Origin of the sequence: Microbulbifer sp. MCCC 1A16149, from assembly GCF_050368945.1 — a bacterium.
In the GTDB taxonomy this organism is placed as follows: Bacteria; Pseudomonadota; Gammaproteobacteria; order Pseudomonadales; family Cellvibrionaceae; genus Microbulbifer.
In genome coordinates this window covers 738,762-762,825 of the sequence record NZ_CP185959.1, presented here as the reverse complement: position 1 = coordinate 762,825, position 24,064 = coordinate 738,762, and the positions used below count along the sequence as shown (strand labels likewise).

21 protein-coding genes, 2 tRNA genes and 1 riboswitch are annotated in these 24,064 nt (G+C 60.1%); of the genes, 5 read left to right on the top strand and 18 right to left on the bottom strand.

The window, feature by feature from the left end; all coding sequences use genetic code 11:
• Positions 1 to 84: 84 nt before the first annotated feature.
• From rimP to ACONT6_RS03130, 10 genes are all read right to left on the bottom strand, one after another.
• On the bottom strand, positions 85 to 558 hold the full coding sequence (gene rimP / locus ACONT6_RS03175) for a ribosome maturation factor RimP (RefSeq protein WP_181254053.1): 474 nt from the start codon (positions 556 to 558) through the stop codon (positions 85 to 87).
• Positions 559 to 793: 235 nt separating this feature from the next.
• A tRNA-Met gene (locus tag ACONT6_RS03170) sits at positions 794 to 870 on the bottom strand.
• 51 nt (positions 871 to 921) lie between these two features.
• A tRNA-Met gene (locus tag ACONT6_RS03165) sits at positions 922 to 998 on the bottom strand.
• A 302-nt stretch (positions 999 to 1,300) separates the two neighbouring features.
• Entirely contained in the window at positions 1,301 to 1,753 is a 453-nt protein-coding gene (gene moaE, locus ACONT6_RS03160; protein WP_428820380.1) for a molybdopterin synthase catalytic subunit MoaE, read from the bottom strand.
• Between the two features lie 6 nt (positions 1,754 to 1,759).
• Positions 1,760 to 2,005: a molybdopterin converting factor subunit 1 gene (gene moaD, locus ACONT6_RS03155; RefSeq protein WP_428820379.1), complete on the bottom strand. Its 246-nt coding sequence runs from the start codon at positions 2,003 to 2,005 to the stop codon at positions 1,760 to 1,762.
• Positions 1,998 to 2,489, bottom strand: coding sequence for a cyclic pyranopterin monophosphate synthase MoaC (gene moaC, locus ACONT6_RS03150; protein WP_428820378.1), 492 nt, complete (start codon positions 2,487 to 2,489; stop codon positions 1,998 to 2,000). The genes moaD and moaC overlap by 8 nt, the downstream gene beginning before the upstream one ends.
• Positions 2,490 to 2,493: 4 nt before the next feature.
• Positions 2,494 to 3,036, bottom strand: a complete 543-nt coding sequence (gene moaB / locus ACONT6_RS03145; RefSeq protein WP_428820377.1) for a molybdenum cofactor biosynthesis protein B — start codon at positions 3,034 to 3,036, stop codon at positions 2,494 to 2,496.
• Between the two features lie 47 nt (positions 3,037 to 3,083).
• Entirely contained in the window at positions 3,084 to 4,061 is a 978-nt protein-coding gene (gene moaA, locus ACONT6_RS03140; RefSeq protein WP_428820376.1) for a GTP 3',8-cyclase MoaA, read from the bottom strand.
• Positions 4,050 to 4,194: riboswitch (molybdenum cofactor riboswitch) on the bottom strand. It overlaps the preceding gene by 12 nt.
• Positions 4,195 to 4,292: 98 nt before the next feature.
• Positions 4,293 to 5,522 (bottom strand): alginate export family protein, encoded by a 1,230-nt coding sequence (locus ACONT6_RS03135; protein WP_428820375.1) that lies wholly within the window; start codon positions 5,520 to 5,522, stop codon positions 4,293 to 4,295.
• 151 nt (positions 5,523 to 5,673) lie between these two features.
• Positions 5,674 to 6,945: an MFS transporter gene (locus ACONT6_RS03130; protein ID WP_428820374.1), complete on the bottom strand. Its 1,272-nt coding sequence runs from the start codon at positions 6,943 to 6,945 to the stop codon at positions 5,674 to 5,676.
• A gap of 324 nt (positions 6,946 to 7,269) precedes the next feature.
• Here ACONT6_RS03130 and ACONT6_RS03125 point away from each other — a divergent pair, with 324 nt between their 5' ends.
• The 5 genes from ACONT6_RS03125 to ACONT6_RS03105 all read left to right on the top strand — a co-directional run bounded on the left by ACONT6_RS03125 (position 7,270) and on the right by ACONT6_RS03105 (position 13,722).
• Entirely contained in the window at positions 7,270 to 8,745 is a 1,476-nt protein-coding gene (locus ACONT6_RS03125; protein WP_181254061.1) for a NarK family nitrate/nitrite MFS transporter, read from the top strand.
• A gap of 55 nt (positions 8,746 to 8,800) precedes the next feature.
• Positions 8,801 to 10,591: a protein kinase domain-containing protein gene (locus tag ACONT6_RS03120; protein WP_428820373.1), complete on the top strand. Its 1,791-nt coding sequence runs from the start codon at positions 8,801 to 8,803 to the stop codon at positions 10,589 to 10,591.
• Positions 10,592 to 10,761: 170 nt separating this feature from the next.
• Entirely contained in the window at positions 10,762 to 12,882 is a 2,121-nt protein-coding gene (locus ACONT6_RS03115) for a ribonucleoside triphosphate reductase (RefSeq protein WP_428820372.1), read from the top strand.
• Positions 12,872 to 13,042: an anaerobic ribonucleoside-triphosphate reductase gene (nrdD, locus tag ACONT6_RS03110; RefSeq protein ID WP_181254064.1), complete on the top strand. Its 171-nt coding sequence runs from the start codon at positions 12,872 to 12,874 to the stop codon at positions 13,040 to 13,042. Before ACONT6_RS03115 ends, nrdD begins: the two co-directional genes overlap by 11 nt.
• A gap of 59 nt (positions 13,043 to 13,101) precedes the next feature.
• The gene (locus tag ACONT6_RS03105) at positions 13,102 to 13,722 is read left to right on the top strand and encodes an anaerobic ribonucleoside-triphosphate reductase activating protein (protein ID WP_428820371.1); all 621 of its coding nucleotides are present in this window, start codon (positions 13,102 to 13,104) and stop codon (positions 13,720 to 13,722) included.
• A gap of 102 nt (positions 13,723 to 13,824) precedes the next feature.
• Here the strand turns inward: ACONT6_RS03105 and ACONT6_RS03100 are convergent, their stop codons facing one another.
• The 8 genes from ACONT6_RS03100 to ACONT6_RS03065 form a co-directional block, all read right to left on the bottom strand.
• Positions 13,825 to 14,718 carry a U32 family peptidase gene (locus tag ACONT6_RS03100; protein WP_428820370.1) on the bottom strand — a complete coding sequence of 298 codons (894 nt, stop codon included), beginning with the start codon at positions 14,716 to 14,718 and terminating at the stop codon, positions 13,825 to 13,827.
• A 9-nt stretch (positions 14,719 to 14,727) separates the two neighbouring features.
• Positions 14,728 to 15,723 (bottom strand): ubiquinone anaerobic biosynthesis protein UbiU, encoded by a 996-nt coding sequence (gene ubiU / locus ACONT6_RS03095; RefSeq protein ID WP_428820369.1) that lies wholly within the window; start codon positions 15,721 to 15,723, stop codon positions 14,728 to 14,730.
• A 40-nt stretch (positions 15,724 to 15,763) separates the two neighbouring features.
• Positions 15,764 to 16,249, bottom strand: a complete 486-nt coding sequence (gene ubiT / locus ACONT6_RS03090; RefSeq protein WP_428820368.1) for a ubiquinone anaerobic biosynthesis accessory factor UbiT — start codon at positions 16,247 to 16,249, stop codon at positions 15,764 to 15,766.
• A gap of 86 nt (positions 16,250 to 16,335) precedes the next feature.
• Complete coding sequence (locus ACONT6_RS03085) at positions 16,336 to 17,175, bottom strand: peptidylprolyl isomerase (protein WP_428820367.1); 840 nt, start codon at positions 17,173 to 17,175, stop codon at positions 16,336 to 16,338.
• Between the two features lie 15 nt (positions 17,176 to 17,190).
• The gene (narI, locus tag ACONT6_RS03080) at positions 17,191 to 17,886 is read right to left on the bottom strand and encodes a respiratory nitrate reductase subunit gamma (protein WP_181254070.1); all 696 of its coding nucleotides are present in this window, start codon (positions 17,884 to 17,886) and stop codon (positions 17,191 to 17,193) included.
• Positions 17,887 to 17,895: 9 nt separating this feature from the next.
• Positions 17,896 to 18,624, bottom strand: coding sequence for a nitrate reductase molybdenum cofactor assembly chaperone (narJ, locus tag ACONT6_RS03075; RefSeq protein WP_428820366.1), 729 nt, complete (start codon positions 18,622 to 18,624; stop codon positions 17,896 to 17,898).
• A gap of 12 nt (positions 18,625 to 18,636) precedes the next feature.
• Positions 18,637 to 20,184 (bottom strand): nitrate reductase subunit beta, encoded by a 1,548-nt coding sequence (gene narH / locus ACONT6_RS03070; RefSeq protein ID WP_428820365.1) that lies wholly within the window; start codon positions 20,182 to 20,184, stop codon positions 18,637 to 18,639.
• On the bottom strand, positions 20,181 to 24,002 hold the full coding sequence (locus tag ACONT6_RS03065) for a nitrate reductase subunit alpha (RefSeq protein ID WP_428820364.1): 3,822 nt from the start codon (positions 24,000 to 24,002) through the stop codon (positions 20,181 to 20,183). The genes narH and ACONT6_RS03065 overlap by 4 nt, the downstream gene beginning before the upstream one ends.
• Positions 24,003 to 24,064 lie beyond the last annotated feature (62 nt).

The window sequence follows — 24,064 nt, the reverse complement described above, 5'->3', positions numbered from 1 at the left end:
CCTCTTCAAAAACGCTACGTGCTGACTATTCAATGCTTCGGCAGATACTGCTTTACAGCACTACCGGGTACTTCTGCATTGCCCTTACTTCTTTCCACTCTCGAACTGCGGAACGATATTCGCTCTCTCGATACTGTCGATCGGCAGCAGATACTCGTTTTCGCTATCGATACGCAGGACCACTTCATCGCCCTCGACACCGGCCAGCAGGCCGCGCCATTTGCGCTGACCGTCCAGCGGCATGCGCAAGCGCAATTCAACCTGGGCGCCGATAAAACGCTGATACTGTTCAAGCTTGTACAGCGGTCGATCCATCCCCGGGGAAGATACTTCCAGGGTGTACTTGCTGCTGATCGGATCTTCCACGTCCATCACGGCACTGACCTGGCGACTGACCTTTTCACAGTCCTCCACGGAGATACCGCGCTCGGCATCAATGTAGATTCGCAGCAGGGCGTTGCGACCGTGGGTCTGATAATCGATTCCCCACAGCTCGCAATCCAGTGATTCGACCACCGGAGCCAGAAGCTCTTCCAAAAGTTCGCGCTTGCTTGCCATATCACCACTTTGGCCCGGCGAGCCGCCGGGGCAGATGTGCAACGGCGTCTGCACGTTGCAAAAACGAAAAATGGGCAGCGAAGCTGACCCCACGGTCCGAATGAGAAACCGCGGCGCCGACTCCCGGCCCATTCGGATGGCAAACCAGGCCGAACCTGTTTGCCGCAGATACGAAAAAGCCCCTAACAGGGGCTTTTACTGCGTAGTCACATACTAAATATGTAACCACAAAATTTGGTAGCGGGGGCAGGATTTGAACCTACGACCTTCGGGTTATGAGCCCGACGAGCTACCAGGCTGCTCCACCCCGCAACAACACACACCTGAGGGGATACCACATACACATCCAGTATAAATGGAAATTGGTAGCGGGGGCAGGATTTGAACCTACGACCTTCGGGTTATGAGCCCGACGAGCTACCAGGCTGCTCCACCCCGCACCTACACCCTGAAAGTCGACCCCTGGTAAGATGTTCGACTTCCTGCGGCGGGTTGCCCCGACCGCTCAAGAGGCTGCGCATTCTATGGGTGAGACCTTAGGGAGTCAAGCCACTTTTGGCACTAATTCTCACATCGGTTTCTCACATCGGTGCCCAATACCGATGAGAGCACCGCGCTACCGGCGGCGAGTTTCATTATAAGAAGAAAGACGACGAGTGCGTGGAGTTGATTTGCGCCAATTTCACGGAAACACAGAGCCGACGGCAAAAATAGGATGAATTCTCACTCTGCGGCCCGGAAGTCAGCACCACTTCTGCAGGGCCTTCCTGTCGCTGTCCCGCGCGGCAACCCAGCCGACACCCGCTTCCCCGGACTCCAGCTTCCAGAACGGCGCCTCGGTCTTGAGGCGATCCATGATGTAGTGACACGCCGCGAACGCCGCCTCGCGGTGGGGACTGGTCACACCCACGAACACGATATCCTCCTCCACTGCCATGGGGCCGACGCGGTGCAGCAGGCGCACCCGCCCGAGCGCCCAGCGCGCTCGCGCGTCACTGACGATCCGCTGCAGGCTTTTTTCCGTCATACCCGGGTAGTGTTCCAGCGCCAGGCCACTGACGCCCGCGCCGGCATTGAAATCGCGCACCGAGCCGACAAACATGGCACTGGCGCCGTCACTGCGGTTATCTGCGCGCAGCGCTGCATATTCATCGGCTACGGCGAGTGGAGCCGTGCGCACTTCAATAAAATCCACAGCGGCTCACCCTCCGGTGACCGGCGGGAAAAACGCGACTTCATCACCATCGCCAACCGGGGTTGTTGGCGCGGCCATCTCCTGGTTCACCGCCGCCTGTATATCGGCGGCTTGCAGGGACACCTGCCAATCCGGGAACAACGCGCCAAGATGGCCGCGCAGCTCGGTAACGGTGCCGGAGAAATCTTCCAGGCGATGCTCGGCGGTGCCCAGGCGCTCGCGCAGGCCGGCAAAAAACAGAACCTTAACCATGGGTTACCTCCTCCGTCTGCCAGTGGCCCCGTTTACCGCCAGACTTTTCCAGCAGGCGTGTGGGGCCGATGATCATTGCCGGGTCTACCGCCTTGCACATATCGTAAATGGTCAGTGCCGCCACTGACGCGGCAGTCAACGCCTCCATTTCCACGCCGGTGCGCCCGGCCAGACGGCAGTAGCTGCGAACGCGTACCGTGCTGGCATCGGCCAGCAACTCAAAGTCCACTTCCACTTTGGTCAGCGCCAGCGGATGACACAGGGGAATCAGGTCCGCGGTTTTCTTGGCCGCCTGTATTCCGGCGATGCGGGCCACCGCCAGCGCATCGCCCTTCTTGTTACTGCCGTCCACCAGCAGCGCGAATGCCTCGGCGCTCATGCGCACCGCACTCTCGGCGCGGGCGCTGCGCTCGCTCACGGATTTGTCCGTGACGTCGACCATGTTCGCTTCGCCGCGCTCGTTGAGATGGGTCAACCGGCTCATCCCGTTACCCCCGGGATTCGCAGGCCGGCTGTGCCGGGCGGATATGCGGGATGAAATTGCACGGGCGATGGCGTGAGTCCAACTGCTCCAGCAGGATGCCTTCCCAGCCGGTGCGACAGGCGCCGGTGGAACCGGGCATACAGCAGATCAGGGTGTGATTGGCCAAACCGGCCAGTGCCCGCGACTGCACGGTGGAGCTGCCGATATCGGCAAAGGAAATCTGTCGGAACAACTCACCAAATCCTTCCACGGTCTTGTCGAACAGCGGCTGCAACGCTTCCGGAGTGGAGTCGCGATCGGTAAAGCCGGTGCCACCGGTGACCAGTACCGCATGGACGCTTTCGTCGGCGATCCACTGGGACACCGCCGCCCGCATCAGGTAGATGTCATCGGGCAGGATGCACTTGTCCGCGAGCTTGTGCCCGGCGGCCTGTAGCGCTTCGGCCAGGTACTGGCCCGAGGTGTCGTTATCTTCGGTGCGGGTGTCGGATACGGTCAACACCGCGATATTGAGAGGCTCGAAGGTTTGTACTGCGTGTCCAGCCATAATGCATTCTTCCGTTCAGTCAGATTCAGAAAAAACCAGAAAATCGATCACCCACCCAGCATTGCCAGGTTGCGGGTGGCACCGGTAAAGCCGCTGGCCAGCTGGTGACTGACATGTTTGCCGCACACCGCCGCGCGGATCTGCTCCGCCAGCGCCAGGTGATCACCGCTGGCAATGGTGTCGCGTAGCGCTATGCCCTGCTCCGCAAACAGGCACAGGTGCAGCGCGCCCTGGGCAGACATGCGCAAACGATTGCAGCTGGCACAGAAATCTTTGCTGTAAGGCATGATCAGGCCGATACGGCCGGCGTAGTCCGGATGGGAAAACTCTTTTGCCGGCCCCGCGTCCCGGCTGCGCACCACCGGTGTCCAGCCACTGCGCAGCAGCAGGTTTTCAATATCACTGCCGGCCACATGGTTGCTGGCAAAAAAGTCGCGGTTGTCGCCAGTGCGCATCAGCTCGATAAAGCGCAGGCTCACCGGCGTTACCCTGACCCAGTCGAGAAATTGATTGAACTCTGCGAGATTGTGCTCGCGCAGCAGAACCGCATTGACCTTGGTGGGGATATCCAGCGCCAGCGCGCGGTCGATACCGCGCAGGATTTTCTCCAGCTTGTGGTGGCCGGTAATCGCGCGGAACTGGTGCGGGTCGAGGCTATCAATACTGACATTGAGCTGATCGAGCCCGGCGCACTGCCAGGCGTCGATTTCAGAGGGAAGCTTGTAGCCATTAGTGGTGATGGCGACGCGGCGAATGCCATCGGTATTTTTGGCGGTCTCGATCAGCGCTGGCAGATCTTTGCGCAGCGACGGCTCGCCGCCGGTAAGGCGTACCTTTTCGGTACCGAGTGCGGCAAAGGCGCGCACCACCGTGCCCACCTCTGCAACGCTAAGCGGATTCTCCTGCGCAATCGACTCGCCGCACTGGTAGCCGTCCGGCAGGCAGTAGTTGCAGCGGAAGTTGCAGATGTCGGTCACGGAAAGACGCAGGTAATAAAACCTGCGCCCGAAACTGTCTTGTAACATTAAACGCCTTTCCTAAGTCGGGAGGCCGGCCGATTTCCCGGCCAACCCTGGTGACCGGAGCATTTTCTTCGGCCACGGTTTCCGCGCCCTACGCAACGCGCTTAGGCGTGGAAACTCGGTGTTTAAACTCCGGGCAGAGTAACAGCACGGGAGAATTTTGCTTGGGGCAAAGGTGGTACTCCCTCTGGATGCGATGCGCTCCTCTGCCCCAATTCAGAACCGCCCCCCAACTCAGAATTTGGCGGTCAGCTGCAGCCACAGCTTGTTGGTATCGACACCGTGCTCGTCGGCGCTGTAGACCGCGTATTTCACCAGCGCCGCCAGTGTGTCATTGATCGGCCGGCCGTAACTGAGATCCCACTCATCGCCCCAGTTGGCAGCGCTCTCTGCAGCGGCGAACTTGTGATAAGTCACCCCCAGATTGCCACCAAACACTTTGGCAGAAGCATCCAGGTAGCTGTCCTCAACGCCGTCCCCCGGTGTCGCCAGGAACTGGTCAGCGAACCCCTGGAATTTGTGCAGGGTCGCCAGCGGGGTGGTAAAGCCGACGCCGTTGTCACTACCCAATACCTCATGACCCAGCTTGGCATTGACCGGCCCCAGCGCGCCGGACACTTCGGCCAGATAGTAGGGCGCGCTGTAGTTCAGGGAGCTGTCGCCACTCTCGCCCTGGCGGGCGTAGCCCAAGCGCGCCTTGAGCGGGCCGAAGTCGCCGGTATAGGTGAGCCCCAGGGTGCGACTGGAAGCATCGACGGCGTTCGCCAGATCGAGATCCAGCAGATAAAGGGCAAACTCGTGTCCTTTGGTCACCGGGTAGCTGGCATTGAACAACTGGATATCGCCACGCAGGTCACCCTTGGCACTGTCCTCACCAAAGATGCGATTGACGTTGTACACATAGCTGTAATCGATGCGCAGGGATTCGGCGGCACCGTAATGGAAGCGGTAACCGTCGTAGGTCTGCTCGTTCTGGCGCCAGCCGACGCCACCGACAAAACGCTGATCGCCGAGGTTGATACGCTGGCGCCCGACGGTAGCCGAGTAATCCCCCGCAGCGTATTTCAGGTAGGCCTGATTGACTTCGGTACCCACCGGATCGGCCACCACCGGGTAGGTGCCATTGCCGTTCACGGTGGAGTTGTAATCTTCGTCACCGGTCGCGGTGACGTTATCCATCTCGATACCCGCGGTGAAGCCGCGATAATTTCCGCTATCCCAGCTCAGGCGAGTCTTCAATGTGGATGCGTTGGCATCTTCATCGAAGTTTTCCTGATCGACGTTTTCCAGGCGGTACCGCAGGCTGACGCCGGCCTTGCCGCTCTGCAGCGCATCGAGCAACGTTGGCGCGCTGTTGTCATCGGCGGCCTGCGCCTGCAGTGCCACTGCGCTCACAGCCCCCAGCAGTGTCATGCCAACAAGACGGGGGAATTTACCAGGACGGGGATGTGTACGGGAGTTCATTCGCTGTTCCTCTGCGACCGTTATGAAGTGGTTGTACGCAACCTACACCGCTTCCCCGCTCACAGAAATTACCCAAATGATGTACCGCACCGGCGCCGCTACCACCTGCCAACTCGTTGCAATAATCCCAAATTGGTAGCGCAAAACAGGTCTATTCATCGAGCAGGAAGTTGTGCTGTTCGGCAAACTGCACTCTCTGCTGGACCCGCTCCCGTTGCACCGTCAGGTACATCACCAGCATGCATACGGCCAGCACACCGTACAGCAACATAAACGCCGCACTGTGGATACCCACAATGTCCTGGGCCATACCAAACAAGACGGGGAGACTGAAACCGCCGAGCGCGCCGATTGTGGCCACGGTGCCGCCGACGCTTCCCATATGTTGCGGGTACTTGTCGTAAACGATCTTGTACACGGCCGCGCGCCCGAACCCCTGGGCAATACCGATAACCAGGATCAACAGGGTGAACAACTCGATACCCACCTCGATGTTCAGGTGCACGTCGCGCGCCACACCGTGAATCGTCATGCTGGTGGGGGGATAACTGAGAAAGAACAGACACACCAGACACGTCCAGAAGACGCTCCAGTTGACCGCGCGCGCGCCGTAGCGATCTGCAAACCACCCGCCCAGGGCACGCACGCTGCTGGACACCGCCACAAACAGCAGCGTCAACGCCATGGCTTTCTGGGTGGAAACGCCGTACACATCCAGGTAGTACTGCGGCAGCCACAACAGCAGCGCGAGAAAACTGCCAAACACGAAATAGTAATAGAGGCCGAAGCGCCATACGCGCAGCTCCCGCAGCGGGCGCAGGTGAAAATCGAACTCCGTGCGGCGCCGGCTGCGCATGTACCGGGTCTCTTCCGGCGCCGTGAGGGCAAACAGGATCGCCATAACAAACAGGCCGGCGCCGTAGAGCGGCCCGATCATGTCCTGCCCCAACCAGTTTTCAATCGCCGGTGACAGCGCCAGGGTAATTGCCGCACCGGCATTGCCGGCACCGAAAATCCCCATCGCCGTCCCCTGCTGCCGCCCTTCAAACCAGGGGCTGATATAGCGGATGCCGGCCACGAACGAAGTCCCGGAAATTCCCAGCCACAGCCCCGCCAGCAAATAGCCGCTGTAACTGCGAATGTGCGGCAGCAGCACCAGTATCGGCACCACCAGAATCATCTGCAGCACAATCAGTTTTTTTGCCGAGAACCTTTCAACCAGCAATCCCAACGGAAACCTCAGCAGCGCACCACTCAGCATGGGCGCCGCCAGCAACACGCCAAACTCGGTGGCGGAAAGCCGCAACTGATCACCGATGGAAACCCCCAGCACCGCATACAGGGTCCACACGGAAAAATTTGCGGCGAACATCGCGGTGGCCGCCATCAATGCGCGGCTGGCGAGTTTGTCAGTGTATTGCATGGTTTCTTCCTGTTTAACCGACCCTCTATTGTACGTAGGCGCCGCCGCTGGCGGCGATTCTCCACAGGGTTTACCCCCAATTAATTCATCACTTCCGCTGCGCAAAATGCCCTACCTCTTTGGTGGTAGAAACTGATTGCGCCTCCCAATAAACACGTAATTTTTCCGTCAAGCATTCGCTATCCAGAAGGAGTAGTTACACACCTTCGGAAAAATTCTTATGACCCCGACTACCACTATTGTCCGCTTTCCAGTTAGCCGGGCCCTTTTAACATGTGCGGTAACTCCTGTTGACACGCAACCACTCAGTACAGAGGATTTGCCATGAGTACACCCAGCGGCCTCAATCTTTTCGATTGGGGTGACCCGAAAATAAAAACACTGCACATCACCTGGTTCGCTTTCTTCCTGAGTTTCGTGGTGTGGTTCAGCCACGCGCCTCTGATGGTCTTTATCAAGGAAGCCTTCGATCTCAGCAGCCAGCAGGTCAAGGCGCTGCTGATTCTCAACGTGGCACTGACGATCCCGGCGCGGATCATCATCGGCATGATGGTGGACAAGTTCGGGCCGCGCTCGGTGTATAGTGCGCTGCTGATAATTTCTTCCGGGATCTGTCTCGGCTTCGCCACCGCCGACACCTATGAATCCCTCGCCCTGTTCCGCTTCCTGCTCGGGTTTGTCGGCGCCGGCTTCGTGATCGGCATTCGTATGGTGGGCGAGTGGTTCCCGGCGAAGCAGGTGGGGCTGGCGGAAGGTATTTACGGCGGCTGGGGCAACTTTGGTTCCGCCGCCGGGGCCATGACCCTGCCCACCATCGCGCTGATGTTCGGCGGTGAGGATGGCTGGCGTTACGCGCTGGGTATCACCGGTGTTATCGCCGGCCTGTACGGTCTGTTCTACTACCGCGTTGCGCGCAACACACCTAAGGGCTCCACCTACTTCAAGCCGAAAAAAACCGGCGGCCTGGAAGTCACCAGCAAGAAGGACCTGTACTTCTACCTGTTGATGAACATTCCCATGTACCTGGCGCTGGCGGCACTGGCTTACAAACTGTCACCGGCCGGTGTGCAGCTGCTGACCTGGGACACCACCTACCTTATGTGGGGACTGCTGGTGGTACTGTTCGCGGTGCAGACCCGCCAGATCTGGCACGTCAACAAGGAACACCTGCAGGAAGGCGTGCCGGAGCTGGAGAAATACAATTTCAAGCAGGTGGCCATCCTCGACCTGGCCTACTTCGTCACCTTCGGTTCAGAGCTGGCAGTGGTATCCATGCTGCCGCTGTTTTTCCTCGAAACCTTCGACGGACTGAGCGCGGTGCAGGCGGGCCTGCTGGCTTCCGGCTTCGCCTTTATGAACCTGGTATCGCGCCCCACCGGCGGCCACTTCAGTGACAAGATGGGACGTCGCCGCAGCCTGATGTTCCTGATCGGCGGCCTGGCCCTGGGTTACCTGGTGCTGAGCCAGATCACCAGCGGCTGGTGGATCTCTGCCGCGGTGCTCGCCACCATGGCCTGCTCCTTCTTCGTGCAGGCCGGTGAAGGTGCGGTGTTCGCGGTGGTGCCGCTGGTCAAGCGCCGCATGACCGGGCAGATCGCCGGTATGGCCGGTGCCTACGGCAACGTGGGCGCAGTGACCTACCTGACCGCGCTGTCCTTTGTCGACTACAGCACCTTCTTCCTGATCATTGCCGCCTCTGCCGGGCTGGTATTTTTCGCCTGTGCCTTCCTCGATGAACCCAAGGGACAAATCGCGGAAGTACTGCCCGATGGCAGCGTGCAGCTGATCAGCGTCGAATAGCGTTCGCCCCATGCACGGAGCAACCACGGAGCAACAAAAACACCGGGAACAGCGAATGACCGTGAAAACTGATCCAGCACATGCAACCGATATCGCACCCGGTAAAACAGCAGCAGTCCACTCGCAGCAGCTCGAGCTGCGAGCGGGCTGTTGCAGCCGCGCCGGTATCAAGCCGCAGAACGAGGACGCGGCGGTGTTTCACTGGCCCGCCGATCCGCACCTACAGAAATATCTCGGTGCCGTCGCCGCGGTCGCGGACGGTGTCAGTTCCGCAGAAGCCGGCGCACTCGCCAGCAGTACCGCCACCGAGCAGTTTGTCAGCGACTACTACCGCGCGCCGGATACCTGGTCCGCAGCGCGTGCCGGGCAGAAGGTGCTGGCCTCCATCAACAGCAAGCTGTATCGCAAGAGCCACGAATTCGCCCAGGAAGAAAAAGGCTACCTGTGCACCTTTTCCGCACTGGTGTTCAAATCCCGCACGGGACATTTCTTCCACGTCGGCGACAGCCGTATCCAATTACTGCGCGGGGATAAACTGGATTGCCTGACCCGCGATCACACCGTCACCCTGGGTCACCGCCGGCGCATACTGGCGCGCGCACTGGGCATGGATACCGGGCTGCAGGTGGATTACGGGCGCGTGGATCTGGCCCTGGGGGACCAGCTCCTGCTGACCAGCGACGGCGTGCACGACTTCGTGCCGAAAATAACCACCATGGAAGTCCTGCGCAGCGACGACCTGACCCCGCAGCAAAAAGTCGAGACGCTGGTGCGCTACGCCAAAGAGAACGGCAGCGACGACAACCTCACCGCCGTGGTGGTGGAAGTGACCGCACTGCCCGCCACCACCCTCGATGAATACAGTCACCAGCTCACGCGCCTGCCGTTCCCGCCGCCGCTGGAACCGGGCATGATCCTCGACGGCTACAAAGTGGAGCGCGAACTGTTTTCCTCCCAGCGCAGCCAGCTGTACCTGGTGCGCGATACTGTCAGTGGCGAAACCCTGGTGATGAAAACCCCGTCCGTGAATTACGAGGACGACATTCACTATATCGACCGTTTCGTACAGGAAGAGTGGATTGGCCTGCGTGTCCAAAGCGATCGCGTGGTGCGCATTCACCGGCAGAACCGCCAGCGCACCGCGCTCTACTACCTGATGGAATATGTTGAAGGTTGCACGCTGGAATCCTGGATCACCCGCAATCATTTCCCCAAGCCCGCCGAGGCGTTCCGCATCGTGCGCGAGATTGCCGAGGGCCTGCGCGCATTTCACGAACAGGAAACCATTCACCAGGACCTGAAGCCGGCCAACATCATGCTCGACGGTGCCGGCCGCGTGAAAATTATCGACTTCGGTTCGGTATACGTCGCCGGCTCCGCGGAAGTGTTCCGCCCACTGCAACACCCGGGGGCACTGGGTACCGCCTCCTACTCCGACCCTCACTACATTCTCGGCCACAACACCGGCATCCAGGGCGACATCTACGCGCTGGCCACCATCGCCTATGAAATGTTTACCGGCGAGCTGCCGTACGGTGAAGAGATCAACGAATGCCGCGCGCGCGCCGATTACGAGCAACTGCGCTACCGCGCCGCCGGCCAGTTCAACCCGGTGATCCCGATCTGGTTTGACCGCACCCTGGAGCGCGGCTGCGCCATCGACCTGGAGCAGCGCTACCACAGCCTCGACGCATTCGTGCACGACCTCGGCACGCCCAACCCCATGTACCTGCGCGACGATCCCGCCGACCGCGACGCGCACAACGCCTCTTTATTCTGGAAGCTGCTGTGCGGCCTGTGGGCGATGACCCTGCTGTCGGTGATTGCCCTTTTTTCCAGCAACTAGGCCCGGTAACCAGCTCCAGCAGCCAATTCCAGTAACCAACTCCAGTAAACAGGCGTCAAAAACACCATATGTAGATTTAAACAAATTTAAAAACACTACATATAGTGACCGAGATCAAGTGAGCACTCCGCGCAAAGGCTAACCTGACGCACAACAAGTAAGGAGGCCCCATGACGACCACGCACGCAACCCGCCCCCCGCAGTCCCCCATCGAAGACCCCACCCCGCAACCGGGCACGGCGCTGCTCGTATACAAACGCGACGGCCGTACCCTGCCCTTCGACGCCCGCCGCATTTACAGCGCGCTGTTGCGAGCGGGACGCGCAGCCGGGGCATACGCAGAGGCGGAGGCGCACCTGCTCACCGCACAGGTGCGCAAAGTCATCGAACACCGTTACGACGGCAGCGTGGCGGTGGATATTGAAGACATCCAGAATATTGTCGAGCAGGTACTGATCAGCAATAACCACCTGGATACCGCGCGCGGCTACATCGCTTACCGCAGCCGTCACCAGCAACTTCGCGAAGATCGCCACACCCTGGTCGACGTGACCAGCTCCATCGACGAATACCTGCAGCGGGAGGACTGGCGGGTAGCCGCCAACGCCAACCAGGGTTATTCCCTGGGCGGGCTGATCCTGAACAGCGCCGGCAAGATGATCGCCAACTACTGGCTCAACCACGTCTACTCCCCGGAAATCGGTGCCGCCCACCGCGAGGGCGACCTGCATATCCACGACCTCGACATGCTCTCCGGCTACTGCGCCGGCTGGTCTCTGCGCACACTGTTGCAGGAGGGCCTCAACGGCATCCCCGGCAAGGTCGAATCCGGACCGCCCGCGCACCTGTCCAGCGCCATCGGCCAGATCGTGAATTTTCTCGGCACCCTGCAAAACGAGTGGGCCGGCGCCCAGGCCTTCAGTTCCTTCGATACCTACATGGCCCCGTTTATCCGCAAGGATGGGCTCAGCTACCGCGAGGTGCGCCAGTGTATTCAGGAACTGATCTTCAACCTCAATGTGCCGTCCCGCTGGGGCACGCAGACACCGTTTACCAACCTCACCTTTGACTGGGTGTGCCCGGAAGACCTGCGCGAACAGGTCCCGGTGATCGCCGGCGAGGAAATGCCATTTACCTACGGCGAACTGCAACAGGAAATGGACCTGATCAACCGCGCCTATATCGAAGTGATGACCGAAGGGGATGCGCGTGGCCGTGTGTTTACCTTCCCCATCCCCACCTACAACATCACCGAGGACTTCCCCTGGCACAGTGAAAATGCCGAACGCCTGTTCGCGATGACCGCGCGCTACGGCCTGCCCTATTTCCAGAACTTCATCAATTCCGACATGAGCCCCAACATGGTCCGCTCCATGTGCTGCCGCCTGCAGCTGGACCTACGCGAACTGTTGAAGCGCGGCAACGGCCTGTTCGGTTCCGCCGAGCAGACCGGCTCCCTGGGCGTGGTAACTGTCAACTGCGCGCGCCTCGGCTACCTGCACCGCGACGACGAAGCCGGCTTGATGATGAGCCTCGACCGCCTGCTGGAACTCGCGCGCGACTCCCTCGAGGTAAAGCGCAAGGTGATCCAGCGGCATATGGATACCGGGCTTTTCCCCTACAGCAAGCGCTACCTGGGCACCCTGCGCAATCACTTCTCCACCATCGGCGTCAACGGCATCAACGAGATGATCCGCAACTTCAGCGGCGACCGCGAAGATATCACCACTGCAAACGGCCACCAGTTGGCCGAGCGACTGTTGCAACATATCCGCGCGCGCATGACCGAGTTCCAGGAAGAAACCGGCCACCTGTATAACCTCGAAGCCACCCCGGCCGAGGGCACCACCTACCGCTTTGCGCGCGAGGACCGCAAGCGCTTCCCGGATATTCTGCAGGCGGGCTGTGAGGAAGCGCCCTACTACACCAACTCGTCACAACTGCCGGTTGGGTTTACCGACGACCCGTTCGAGGCGCTCTCGCGGCAGGAATCCCTGCAATCCCTGTATACCGGCGGCACGGTTCTGCACCTGTACCTGGGCGAACAGCTGCCCGATGCAAACAGCTGCCGCGAGCTGGTGCACCGCGCGCTGGCCAACTTCCGCCTGCCGTACATCACCGTCACCCCGACCTTCTCCATCTGCCCGACTCACGGCTACCTCAGTGGCGAACACCAGTTCTGCCCGCGCTGTGACGAGGAACTGATCGCGCGCAAACGCGCCTGCAGTGAAAGAACCAACAAAGAAGCACTCATGGAAAACCACCAACAGGAGAACAGCCATGCAAACTGAAACCGTTGTAATCACCGATGAAGAACGCACCCCATGCGAAGTCTGGAGCCGCGTGATGGGCTACCACCGCCCGGTGAACTTCTGGAACGCCGGCAAGCAGTCGGAACACCGCGATCGACGCTTCTTCGTACCCGCGCAGAACACCACAAACCAGCGCTAACCCGACCGCGGCGCCGTCTACGCCGGCGCCGCCACAACCCGTGCAACACCCGATACCACATGGATAAAACCCTACGGGTAGGCGGCTTCACCCCGTTTACCGCCATCGACTTCCCCGGCGCCCTGTCAGCCGTTGTGTTCTGCCAGGGCTGCCCCTGGCGCTGCCGCTACTGCCACAACGGCGGACTGCTGCCGGCACAGGCAGACACCCAATACGACTGGCAACAGCTGCTGCAACACCTACAGACCCGCCGCGGGTTGCTCGACGCAGTGGTATTTTCCGGCGGCGAGCCCACCGCGCAAGGCGCGCTGGAAGATGCGGTGCAGGAGGTAAAGGCGATGGGATTCAAAGTGGGCCTGCACACCGCCGGAATGTACCCGCGGCGGCTCGCGCGGCTGCTACCGCACCTGGACTGGGTGGGCCTGGATATCAAGGCACTGCCGGAAAACTACGATGCGATCACGCGCGTGCCCGGTAGCGGCACCGCGCCCTGGCAGAGCGCCGCACTACTGGCCGAGGCCGGCATTCCCCTACAGGTTCGCCTCACCCGCCACCCGCAGCTCACCAGCGACGGCGAGCTGGCAGAAATACACGAGAGACTAGCGGCGCTCGGCATCACCGGGCTCATTGTGCAAAAGTGCAATACCGATAACGCGCTGGACACCGAGCTTCAGCAATAAAAATTTAAGAGCACAGATAATCATTAACTTGCGCGAAAGTAAAATCGCACACTGATTGAAGCTCGGTGTTGATAAAGCAACGGCTTAAGGCAATTATGCTGTTTACCTATCCGGTGTCTCAGCGCTACTACGGGCAATCAATTCCAGGCCGGGGCGACCGCACCAGTAACCGTCCACACCGGGCGGCAAAAGCTCCGTATCCGGCTCATCGCGGCGGGCGCGGTCGAAGGCGTCGATGATCTGCTCCATCGGTTGCCACTGCGGCGACAGGCGCAGGATATCGACGCCGAGCTCACACAGCTGCTTGTAGTGGCGCAGCAGGTTTGCCGGTTCCCCGGACAGGGTCTGGATGCCGTTGATCACGAACAGTTCGTCGCCGTCCTGGGAATCCAGCGGCAGGCCGTGCGGGTATTCCACGCAGCGGTAATCGCAGTTGTCCTTGTCCAGACCGAGGTGACGGGCGGTGAAGCAGCGTGCGGAATAGGCCAGCGGCATATGGCCGTAGGCAAACACCTCCACTTCTGGTTTGTTGTCGCAGGCGTTCAGCACTTCTGCCAGTTGTTGCCCGCTCATTTCCACCGGTGCCGTCCAGCGCACCATACCCAGCGACATCAGGTGCGCCAGCGCGTGCTGGTTGTAGATATTCACCGCCGGGCCGCAGGTAAATGGCAGGCCGGCTTCCGCCAGTAGCTGTACCGCCGACAGGTCGTTGGCCTCCACCAGCAGTTTGCCGTTGTCACAGATTTTCCTGACCCAGTTGAAGTCCGCCTTGGACTCCAGCAACGTGAGTGTGGACAGCACTATCTGCTTGTCGGAAACCTCCGCCAGTTGCTGTGCCAGTTCCAGCCAATCGGCGGCGCGCAGCTGGTGGCGCTTGCCGCACACCACTTCGCCCAGGTAGATGATATCCAGCGGGGTAGACAGCATCTGTTCGTAGAATTGATTGATATCGGTGCGCGGCCAATAGTATTGCGCCGGTCCCAGAGCGAGCTGCATGGGTATCCTCTACTGCCAGGGGCGATCGTAAGCGCCCAGAGTGGTTTGCTTGCCTTCGGAATTCTTCGCCAGCGTTTCGCGCCAGCTTTGTTTTACCGAGAAATCCGCGCCCTGTTGCAGCGCCGCGTCGATCGCCTCGCGCCAGGTGCGCACTACCTGTGCCACATACGCGGGGCTGCGCTGGCGGCCCTCCAGTTTGATGGCCTGGATACCGGCGGCCTTGAGTTCGGGCAACAGTGCCATGCTGTTCAGGCTGGTGGGTTCTTCCAGCGCGTGCTGGCGCTTGCCGTCCACCATAAAACGGCCCTTGCACAGGGTCGGGTAGCCGGCGTTTTCGTGTTCGGAGAAGCGATCGATCAGCACGCCATTGAGGCGTGTTTCCAGGGTATGCCCGGTAGTGCGCCATTCCACCGCTTTGGCCGGTGAGCAGACGCCGTTCTGGTTGGGGGATTCGCCGGTGACATAGGAACTCAGGTGACAGCGCCCTTCCGCCATGATGCACAGGCTGCCGAAACCGAACACCTCCAGCTCCACCTGACTCGCCGCCGCCAGTTGCTGTACCTGCTTGAGTGACAGCACCCGCGGCAGCACCGCGCGGCGGATACCGAATTGCTGGCGGTAGAATTCCAGCGCCGGTGCGCTGGTGGCGGAGGCTTGTACCGACAGGTGCAGGGACAGTTGCGGATGCTTGTCCCGCGCGTACCCCATCAGACCGATATCCGCGAGGATCACGGCGTCGGCATTGAGCCCGGCCGCGCGATCCACCGCTGCCTGCCAGCGGGTGAAGCTGCTGGGCTTGGCGTAGGTATTGATGGCGACGAACAGCTTGCGGCCGCGGTTGCGAATCCGCTCCAGTGCGCGCAGTGCATTTTTGTCGTTGAAGTTGAGACCGCCGAAATTGCGCGCGTTGGTTTCGTCGTTAAAACCGATATACACCGCATCCGCGCCGTTATCCACGGCAGCTTCCAGTGCCGGCAGGCTACCGGCCGGGCATACAAGTTCCATTGCTATTCCAAAATTGTTATTCCAAACGAGTGATTCAAAATCAGCTAACGGTTGCGGCCGCCAGTTGCGCGGCGATGATTTCCAGACCACGCTGGGCCCATCGGGGGATGCGATTGCGATCCAGGGCGTCCAGACGGTTTTTTACCGTGAGGCCGATTTCGGTCTGTCCGCCGAGCGATAAGCGGCGCTGAAAGAACAGCGTGTCCGGGTCTTCACTGCCGCAGGCAATGGCGAGAAAGTCCGCGCTGTTGGCGGCGATGGTCGCGTCTGCGGGCACTCCCGCGGTTGCGCGCACGAAGTGCTCGCCGCGTTTGCTGACGCGCAGCTGGATACCCAGGTCGGTAACCGTAACTTCCAGTATCTGATCATCGAGAAAGTCGAACAGGCCGTCCTCCAACTCCTCATTGAGCTGTCGATTAAGCAGCCGGATAAACGCGACTTCCCCCGGCCAACGGGGCAACCGCGGCAGGACCTTGCAGCCGAGCCGGTAGCCCATACGTGAGAGTGTTTGATTGACCGCTAGCATTTCCCCTCCATGCCGGTCGGTAATAGGGTGATGAGAAAAACCGGCTGCGGTATTTCCTATCGGGTTTTCTTATTCACCGAGTGCGCTCACCCTTCGCAGTCTTCCGATTTCTGTTCCGCCTCGAGCATATCGATGCCGCTGATATCCGCCGCGCAAACTAGATCGGTGAGGAACACGTTGATCATTTTGCGACGCAGTTTTTCTTGCAGGTAGTCACCGATTTTTTCCTCCACATAGGAAAACTCCAGCGGCCGCCCCTGCTCCAAGTGCTCCACGTAGATCAAATGCCAGCCGTATTTAGTGGACACCGGCTGTTCAACCAGGCCGTTGCTACCGGCAAACACGGCCTGCTCGAACGGCGCCACGGTATCGCCGGGGCCAACCTGGCCGAGGCTGCCGTCGGCGTCGCGGGAGGAGCAGTCGGAATGCTGGCGCGCCAGTTGCGCAAACTGCAGCAGCGGATCCGGTGCGTTGCGCACTTGCTCCAGTAGTGCTTCGGCCACCTTCTGCTGGCGCTCGCTCGCCCCGTCATCGTCCGGTTTTACTGCAAGCAGGATATGGCGCACTTCCGCCAGCGGCTGCGAGGTGAACTTGTGCCGGTTCTCGACAAAGTAGTCGTAACGCTGTTCGCGGGTGGGCTTCAGCTGCGGCACTTCGCGCTCGAGCAACGCGTCGACCGCGCCATCAAAGTCCTCACTGCCGGTGTCAGCATCGCTGTCGCACAGGCCGCAGTCACTGGCGCGTTCCCGCAACAGCTCGGCCAGCACCAGCGACCGCGCCGCCGCGTAGATGGCCTCCCGCGGCGTGGCCGCGGGGTGATACTGCATCTCGCCGTAGATCATGTCGTCCGGAATAGTCCGGCCGTTGACCTGTACCGGGCCGATAAACAACTGGTCGCTTGCATCGCTCGCCAAAAGTGCGCTCATGACAATCTCCCCCTGTTACAGGATGCTGGTGTTTTTCGCGCGTACCACCTGGTAGTTGCGACGGAAGTACTGCACCGGCACGCTCCATACATGCACCAGGCGGCTGAACGGGAATACCAGGAACAGGGTCAGCCCCAGGAACACATGCAGCTTGTAGATGATGTGTACCTCGCTGATGGCGGCCGCGGCTTCGGCACCGTTGAGCGTGACAATGGACTGCGCCCAGGTCATCAGCTTCAGCATTTCCGCACCGTCCATGTGCCCGGCAGATACAAAGATGCTCAACAGGCCGAGGATCAGCTGTACATACAGCATCAACAGGATGGCGATATCCATGCGCGAGGAAGTGGCGCGCACCCGCGGGTTGGTGAGGCGGCGGTGCAACAGGATCGTCATGCCGATAAAGCAGATGATCCCGAACAGTCCACCGGCACCCATGGCCAGTGCCTGCTTGGTGGATGCCTCAACACCCAGCATGTGCCACACCGCCTTGGGGGTCAGCAGCCCGACAAAGTGGCCGGCGAGTATGGCCAGCACACCGATGTGGAACAGGTAGCTGCCCACCCGCAGTTTTTTCTTTTCCAGCAGCTGGCTGGAGCCGGTGCGCCAGGTGTACTGATCCCGGTCGTAGCGAATCAGGCTGCCCACCAGAAAAACCGTGAGCGCGATAAACGGATAGATTCCGAAAAACAGTGTATTGATGTAATTCATCGTTTACTCCTAAGCGGCACCGGTTTTTCCGGCAGTTTGATTGCCCGCATCGACCCAGGTGATGGACTTGTCGTCCTTGAACTGCGTCGCGCTGGGGCGCTGCACACTCTGTTCACAGGCGCTGCCCTGGGCGGCAGAGAAGCTCACGGCCTCCTCTTCCCAGATGTTGTCCAGCGCCTCCGGGGTATCGTCGCGCTCTTCTTTGGCCACCTGTTGTGCGAGACCCTCGCGGTCTACCTCGACACCGGTGAAATCCACCAGCGCGTCGATCAGTTCCGCATACATGGACTCCTTGTCGCGCAGGCGCGCGGCCAGCAGGGCGAGAACATGCGAGATATCTTCGAGCCATTCGCGCGCGCTCTCCTCCTGGGTGGCGCAGAATTCGAGGTAGGTGGGCAGGTAGTCCGGCAGCTCCCGTTCGGTGAGTTCAAGGCCGGCACTGCGGTACTGTCTGAGCAACTCCACCATGGCCTGGCCGCGATCGCGGGACTCGCCGTAGATATGCTCGAAAATGTGAAGCGACACCGCGCGGCCGCGCTCGAACAGGCCGTCGTATTCGCTCTGCCAGTCGAGCAGGTCACAGCACTCGTAGTGCGCGATAAAGCACAGCAGCCTGTCGCGCATTGCGGGCGTAATATCGCTAGACTCCGCAATAAAGTACGTGAGCTCCGACAGGTGTTCGAACAGTGCCTCGTCCGGGTAGTCCAGCAGACTGGATATCAACTGTAGGGTTTTCATGGACTGCTCCTGTTAGTCGACAATCTTCGCCGGGATCACCTGGCGTACTGTCTGCTTCTTGCCGCCAAAAATATTGACGGAGTCGTTGCCGGTGCTGCAGCCGTTGCCGAAGCTGAAACCGCAGGAGGACTTCATGTCGTAGGCGTTTTCCGCGTAGGCTTTGTGGCTGGACGGAACCACGAAACGATCCTCGTAGTTGGCCAGGGCCATATAGCGATACATTTCTTCGACCTGTTGCACGGTGAGGCCGGCTTCTTTCAGCAGCTCGCGATCCTGCACGCCATCGACATGGATACCGCGCATATAGGCGCGCATCACGATCATGCGCTCCAGCGCACGCGCCACCGGCGCCTCGTCGCCCGCGGTGAGCAGGTTGGCGAGGTACTTCAGCGGAATACGCAGGGTGGAGAGATCCGGGATCTCGGCGTTCATGCCCACGGTGACCGTCTCCACGTGGCCTTCCTGTACCGCGTTCTGGATCGGTGACAGCGGCGGCACATACCAGACCATCGGCAGGGTGCGATATTCCGGGTGCAGCGGCAGCGCCACCTTCCAGTCGATCGCCATCTTGTACACCGGGGACTCCTGTGCGGCGTCGATCCACGCCTGCGGGATACCTTCGGCGCGCGCCGCTTCCTGCACCTTGGGGTCACTCGGGTCGAGGAAGATATCGCACTGCGCCTGGTACAGGTCTTTGTCGTTTTCTACCGCGGCCGCCTCTTCAATGCGGTCGGCGTCGTACAGCAGTACACCCAGGTAACGGATACGGCCAACACAGGTCTCGGAACAGATGGTCGGCTGGCCGGATTCGATACGCGGATAGCAGAAAATACACTTCTCGGATTTTCCGGTTTTCCAGTTGTAGTAAATCTTTTTGTAGGGACAGCCGGAGACACACATACGCCAGCCACGACATTTGTCCTGGTCGATCAGTACGATGCCGTCTTCCTCGCGTTTGTAGATGGCGCCGCTCGGACAGGACGCGACACAGGCCGGGTTGAGGCAGTGCTCACACAGGCGCGGCAGGTACATCATGAAGGTGTTTTCAAACTCACCGTAGATGTCCGCCTGCACTTCGTCGAAGTTCTTGTCCTTCCTGCGCTTTTCAAATTCGGTACCGAGGATTTCCTCCCAGTTGGGGCCCCAGTCGATTTTCTCCATGCGCTGACCGCTGATCAGCGAGCGCGGCCGGGCGACCGGCTGGTGCTTCTGCTCCGGCGCCTTGTGCAGGTTCTGGTAGTCGAAATCGAACGGCTCGTAATAGTCGTCGATTTCCGGCATATCCGGGTTGCCGAAAATATTCGCCAGCACGCGGCGCTTGCCGCCCTGGCGCGGTTCCAGCTTGCCGTTTTTCTTGCGGATCCAACCGCCGTTGTACTTGTCCTGGTTTTCCCACTCTTTCGGGTAGCCGATACCGGGCTTGGTCTCGACGTTGTTAAACCAGGCGTACTCGACCCCTTCCCGAGAGGTCCACACGTTTTTACAGGTAACGGAACAGGTATGGCAGCCGATGCACTTGTCGAGGTTCAGCACCATGCCGATTTGGGCTCTTACTTTCATTGCACTGTCTCCTCTTTAGCGGCGAAGCCTTGGGCTGAAGGCTCCTCGGCATCTGTCACTTTCACATCTTCTCCGTCGAGCCAGTCGACCTTGTTCATTTTTCTCACGATGACAAATTCGTCGCGGTTACAACCGACGGTGCCGTAGTAGTTGAAGCCATAGGACTGCTGGGCGTAGCCACCGATCATGTGGGTGGGTTTCATCACCGCACGGGTCACGGAGTTGTGGATACCGCCGCGGGTGCCGGTGGTTTCGGCTCCGGGAGTGTTCACGATGCGCTCCTGGGCGTGGTACATCATCGCCATGCCGTCCGGTACACGCTGCGATACCACCGCGCGCGCGGCAATGGCACCGTTGACGTTGAAGATTTCGATCCAGTCGTTGTCTTCAACACCGGCCAGCTTCGCGTCTGTCTCACTCATCCACACGATGGGGCCACCGCGGGACAGGGTCAGCATCAGCAGGTTGTCCGAGTAGGTGCTGTGGATGCCCCACTTCTGGTGCGGGGTAATCCAGTTCAACAGGATTTCCTTGTTGCCGTTGGATTTCTTGTTCAGCACCGGCTCGACGGTTTTCAGGTTGATCGGCGGCTTGTACACGCACATGGTCTCGCCGAAGTCGCGCATCCACTCGTGGTCCTGGTAGAACTGCTGGCGACCGGTGATGGTGCGCCAGGGGATCTGCTCGTGGACGTTGGTGTAACCGGCGTTGTAGCTCACGTGCTCGTCTTCCAAACCGGACCAGGTGGGTGACGAAATAATCTTGCGCGGCTGGGCAACGATGTCGTTGAAGCGGATTTTTTCCTCTTCCTTCGGCTTCGCCAGATGGGTGTGGTCACGGCCGGTGATCTTGCCCAGTGCCTCCCACGCTTTTACCGCGACCTGACCATTGGTTTCCGGCGCCAGCGACAGGATCATCTCCGCGGCATCCACCGCCGAATCGATCTTGGCGCGACCGTTGCGATCGGAATCCTCGCTGTAGGTGCGGTTCAGTTTTTTCAGGAAGTCCACTTCCGCTTCGGTGTTCCAGTTGATGCCCTTGCCGCCGTTGCCGAGTTTTTCCAGCAGCGGACCAACCGAGGTGAAGCGGTTGTAGGTGTTGGGGTAATCCCGTTCCACCACGATCATGCTGGGTGCGGTTACGCCGGGCACCAGATCGCACTCGCCTTTCCACCAGGCTTTTACGCCGAACGGCTGCGCGATTTCGGTGGGTGTATCGTGGTGGATCGGCAGGGTTACCAGATCTTTTTCAACACCCAGGTGGCCTTCGGTGAGGGCGGAGAAACTTTTGGCAATACCCTTGAATATTTCCCAGTCGCTGCGCGCTTCCCAGGCCGGATCCACAGCCTTGGTCAGCGGGTGAATAAACGGATGCATATCCGAGGTATTCATGTCGTCCTTCTCGTACCAGGTTGCGGTGGGCAGGACGATGTCGGAATAGAGACAGGTGGTGGACATGCGGAAGTCCAGGGTCACCAGCAGGTCGACCTTGCCCTCGCTCGGTGCTTCGCGCCAGGTGACGTCTTCCGGTTTCTTGCCACCGGATTCACCCAGGTCCTTGCCCATCAGGCCGTGCTTGGTGCCCAGCAGATGGCGCAGCATGTACTCGTGGCCCTTGCCGGAGGAGCCCAGCAGGTTGGAGCGCCAGATAAACATGTTGCGCGGGAAATTCTGCGGGTTGTCCGGATCCTGGTTGGCAAACTTCAGCTCGCCACTCTTCAGGCGCTGAACCGCGTATTCCTGCGGCGTCATGCCCGCGGCTTCGGCATCTTTGACCAGCTGCAGCGGGTTCATACCCAGCTGCGGAGCGGACGGCAACCAGCCCATGCGCTCGGCGCGGCTGTTGAAGTCGATGATGGATCCACTCCACTTGTCCTTGTCGGCCAGCGGCGAAATCACTTCGGACATCTCCAGCTTTTCGTAGCGCCACTGGCTGGAGTGGTTGTAGAAGAAGGAGGTACCGTTCATATGGCGCGGCGGACGCTGCCAGTCGAGGGCAAACGCCAGCGGTGTCCAGCCGGTTTGCGGACGCAGTTTTTCCTGTCCCACATAGTGTGCCCAGCCGCCGCCACTCTGGCCGATACAACCGCACATCATCAGCATGTTGATGAGGCCGCGGTAGTTCATGTCCATGTGGTACCAGTGGTTCAGCGCAGCACCGACAATCACCATGGAACGACCGCGGGTCTTGTCGGCGGTAGTGGCGAATTCACGCGCTACGCGGATCACGTCCTCGCGCCGCACACCGGTGACCTTTTCCTGCCAGGCGGGGGTGTAGGGTTTGTCCTCGTCGTAGCTGTGGGCGCAGGCCGGGTCATCCAGGCCATGCTCGACACCGTAGTTGGCCAGGGTCAGGTCGAAGACGCTGGCAACCAGCAGGGTCTTGCCGTCGGCGCCGCTGACTTTTTTGACCGGCACTTTGTATTCGATCACGTCTTCATGGTCGGTGTGCTGGAAGTAGTCGTATTCGTGCGCCTGACCGCCGAAGTACGGGAAGGCCACATTGGCAATTTCGTCGGCGCAGTCTTTCAGGCTCAGCTTCAGTTTCAGCTCGGAACCGTCGGCGCCGTCGCGCGGCTCGATATTCCACTTGCCCTTTTCGCCGGACTTTTCGTTCTTGGTTGAAGACTCTCCCCAGCGATAGCCGATAGAACCCTGTGGAGATACCAGGCGGCCATCTTCGTTGACGGCGATGGTCTTCCACTCGGGGTTGTTTTCCTGCCCCAGGTTGTCCACCAGGTCGGACGCGCGCAGGAAGCGATCCTGCACCAGACGGCCGTCCTTTTCCTGCAGGGTGACCAGCATCGGCATATCGGTGGTATTGCGCACATACTCGGTGAAATAGGCGCTTGGCTTGTCGACGTGGAATTCCTTCAGGATCACGTGACCGAAAGCCATCGCCAGCGCGGCATCGGTGCCCTGACGCGGCGCTAGCCAGGTGTCGCCAAACTTGGAGCACTCGGAATAGTCGGAGGTGATTACACAGGTCTTGGCGCCCTTGTAGCGCACCTCACTCAGGAAGTGGGCGTCCGGGGTACGGGTCTGCGGAACGTTGGAGCCCCACACGATCAGGTAGTTGGAGTTGTACCAGTCGGCGGATTCCGGCACGTCGGTCTGCTCACCCCAGATCTGCGGCGAGGCCGGCGGCAGGTCACAGTACCAGTCGTAGAAGCTCAGGCAGTTACCGCCGATCAATGACAGGTAGCGCGCGCCGGCGGCGTAGGACACCATCGACATCGCCGGGATCGGTGAGAAGCCGGTGACCCGGTCGGGGCCGTAAGTCTTGGCAGTGTAGACGTTGGACGCTGCGATCAGTTCGTTGACTTCGTTCCAATCGATACGCACGAAGCCGCCCATGCCGCGGCATTCTTTGTAGGACTTCGCCTTGGCCGGATCCTCGACGATGCTCGCCCAGGCCGCCACCGGATCGGTGTGCTTCTGCTTGGCCTCACGCCACAGTTTTACCAGCCGCTTGCGGATCTTCGGATACTTGAGGCGGTTGGCGGAGTACATGTACCAGGAGTAACTGGCGCCGCGCGGGCAGCCGCGCGGTTCGTGGTTGGGCAGGTCCGGGCGGGTGCGAGGATAATCTGTCTGCTGGGTTTCCCAGGTGACCAGACCATCTTTGACATAGATCTTCCAGCTACACGAACCGGTGCAGTTCACCCCGTGAGTGGAGCGAACGATCTTGTCGAACTGCCAGCGGCGACGGTAACCGTCTTCCCAACTGCGGTCATCATAGGTTTTTTCGCCGTGACCATCGGCGAACGACTCCTTTTGTTTTTTGAAGTACTTCAGACGGTCCAGAAAGTGGCTCATACGTTACTCCGAAACAGACATGCCGGTGCGTGATTTGTAGGTGACATCGAATATAAAAGTTG

Coding starts and splice junctions, on each gene's coding strand:
- rimP (WP_181254053.1), bottom strand. CDS start 558: ATGGCAAGCAAGCGCGAACTTTTGGAAGAGCTTCTGGCTCCGGTGGTC.
- moaC (WP_428820378.1), bottom strand. CDS start 2,489: ATGAGCCGGTTGACCCATCTCAACGAGCGCGGCGAAGCGAACATGGTC.
- ACONT6_RS03100 (WP_428820370.1), bottom strand. CDS start 14,718: ATGCAGCTCGCTCTGGGACCGGCGCAATACTATTGGCCGCGCACCGAT.
- ACONT6_RS03135 (WP_428820375.1), bottom strand. CDS start 5,522: ATGAACTCCCGTACACATCCCCGTCCTGGTAAATTCCCCCGTCTTGTT.
- moaA (WP_428820376.1), bottom strand. CDS start 4,061: ATGTTACAAGACAGTTTCGGGCGCAGGTTTTATTACCTGCGTCTTTCC.
- ACONT6_RS03065 (WP_428820364.1), bottom strand. CDS start 24,002: ATGAGCCACTTTCTGGACCGTCTGAAGTACTTCAAAAAACAAAAGGAG.
- ACONT6_RS03125 (WP_181254061.1), top strand. CDS start 7,270: ATGAGTACACCCAGCGGCCTCAATCTTTTCGATTGGGGTGACCCGAAA.
- ubiU (WP_428820369.1), bottom strand. CDS start 15,723: ATGGAACTTGTATGCCCGGCCGGTAGCCTGCCGGCACTGGAAGCTGCC.
- ACONT6_RS03115 (WP_428820372.1), top strand. CDS start 10,762: ATGACGACCACGCACGCAACCCGCCCCCCGCAGTCCCCCATCGAAGAC.
- ACONT6_RS03105 (WP_428820371.1), top strand. CDS start 13,102: ATGGATAAAACCCTACGGGTAGGCGGCTTCACCCCGTTTACCGCCATC.
- moaD (WP_428820379.1), bottom strand. CDS start 2,005: ATGGTTAAGGTTCTGTTTTTTGCCGGCCTGCGCGAGCGCCTGGGCACC.
- nrdD (WP_181254064.1), top strand. CDS start 12,872: ATGCAAACTGAAACCGTTGTAATCACCGATGAAGAACGCACCCCATGC.
- ACONT6_RS03120 (WP_428820373.1), top strand. CDS start 8,801: ATGACCGTGAAAACTGATCCAGCACATGCAACCGATATCGCACCCGGT.
- narJ (WP_428820366.1), bottom strand. CDS start 18,624: ATGAAAACCCTACAGTTGATATCCAGTCTGCTGGACTACCCGGACGAG.
- ubiT (WP_428820368.1), bottom strand. CDS start 16,249: ATGCTAGCGGTCAATCAAACACTCTCACGTATGGGCTACCGGCTCGGC.
- moaB (WP_428820377.1), bottom strand. CDS start 3,036: ATGGCTGGACACGCAGTACAAACCTTCGAGCCTCTCAATATCGCGGTG.
- ACONT6_RS03130 (WP_428820374.1), bottom strand. CDS start 6,945: ATGCAATACACTGACAAACTCGCCAGCCGCGCATTGATGGCGGCCACC.
- narI (WP_181254070.1), bottom strand. CDS start 17,886: ATGAATTACATCAATACACTGTTTTTCGGAATCTATCCGTTTATCGCG.
- ACONT6_RS03085 (WP_428820367.1), bottom strand. CDS start 17,175: ATGAGCGCACTTTTGGCGAGCGATGCAAGCGACCAGTTGTTTATCGGC.
- narH (WP_428820365.1), bottom strand. CDS start 20,184: ATGAAAGTAAGAGCCCAAATCGGCATGGTGCTGAACCTCGACAAGTGC.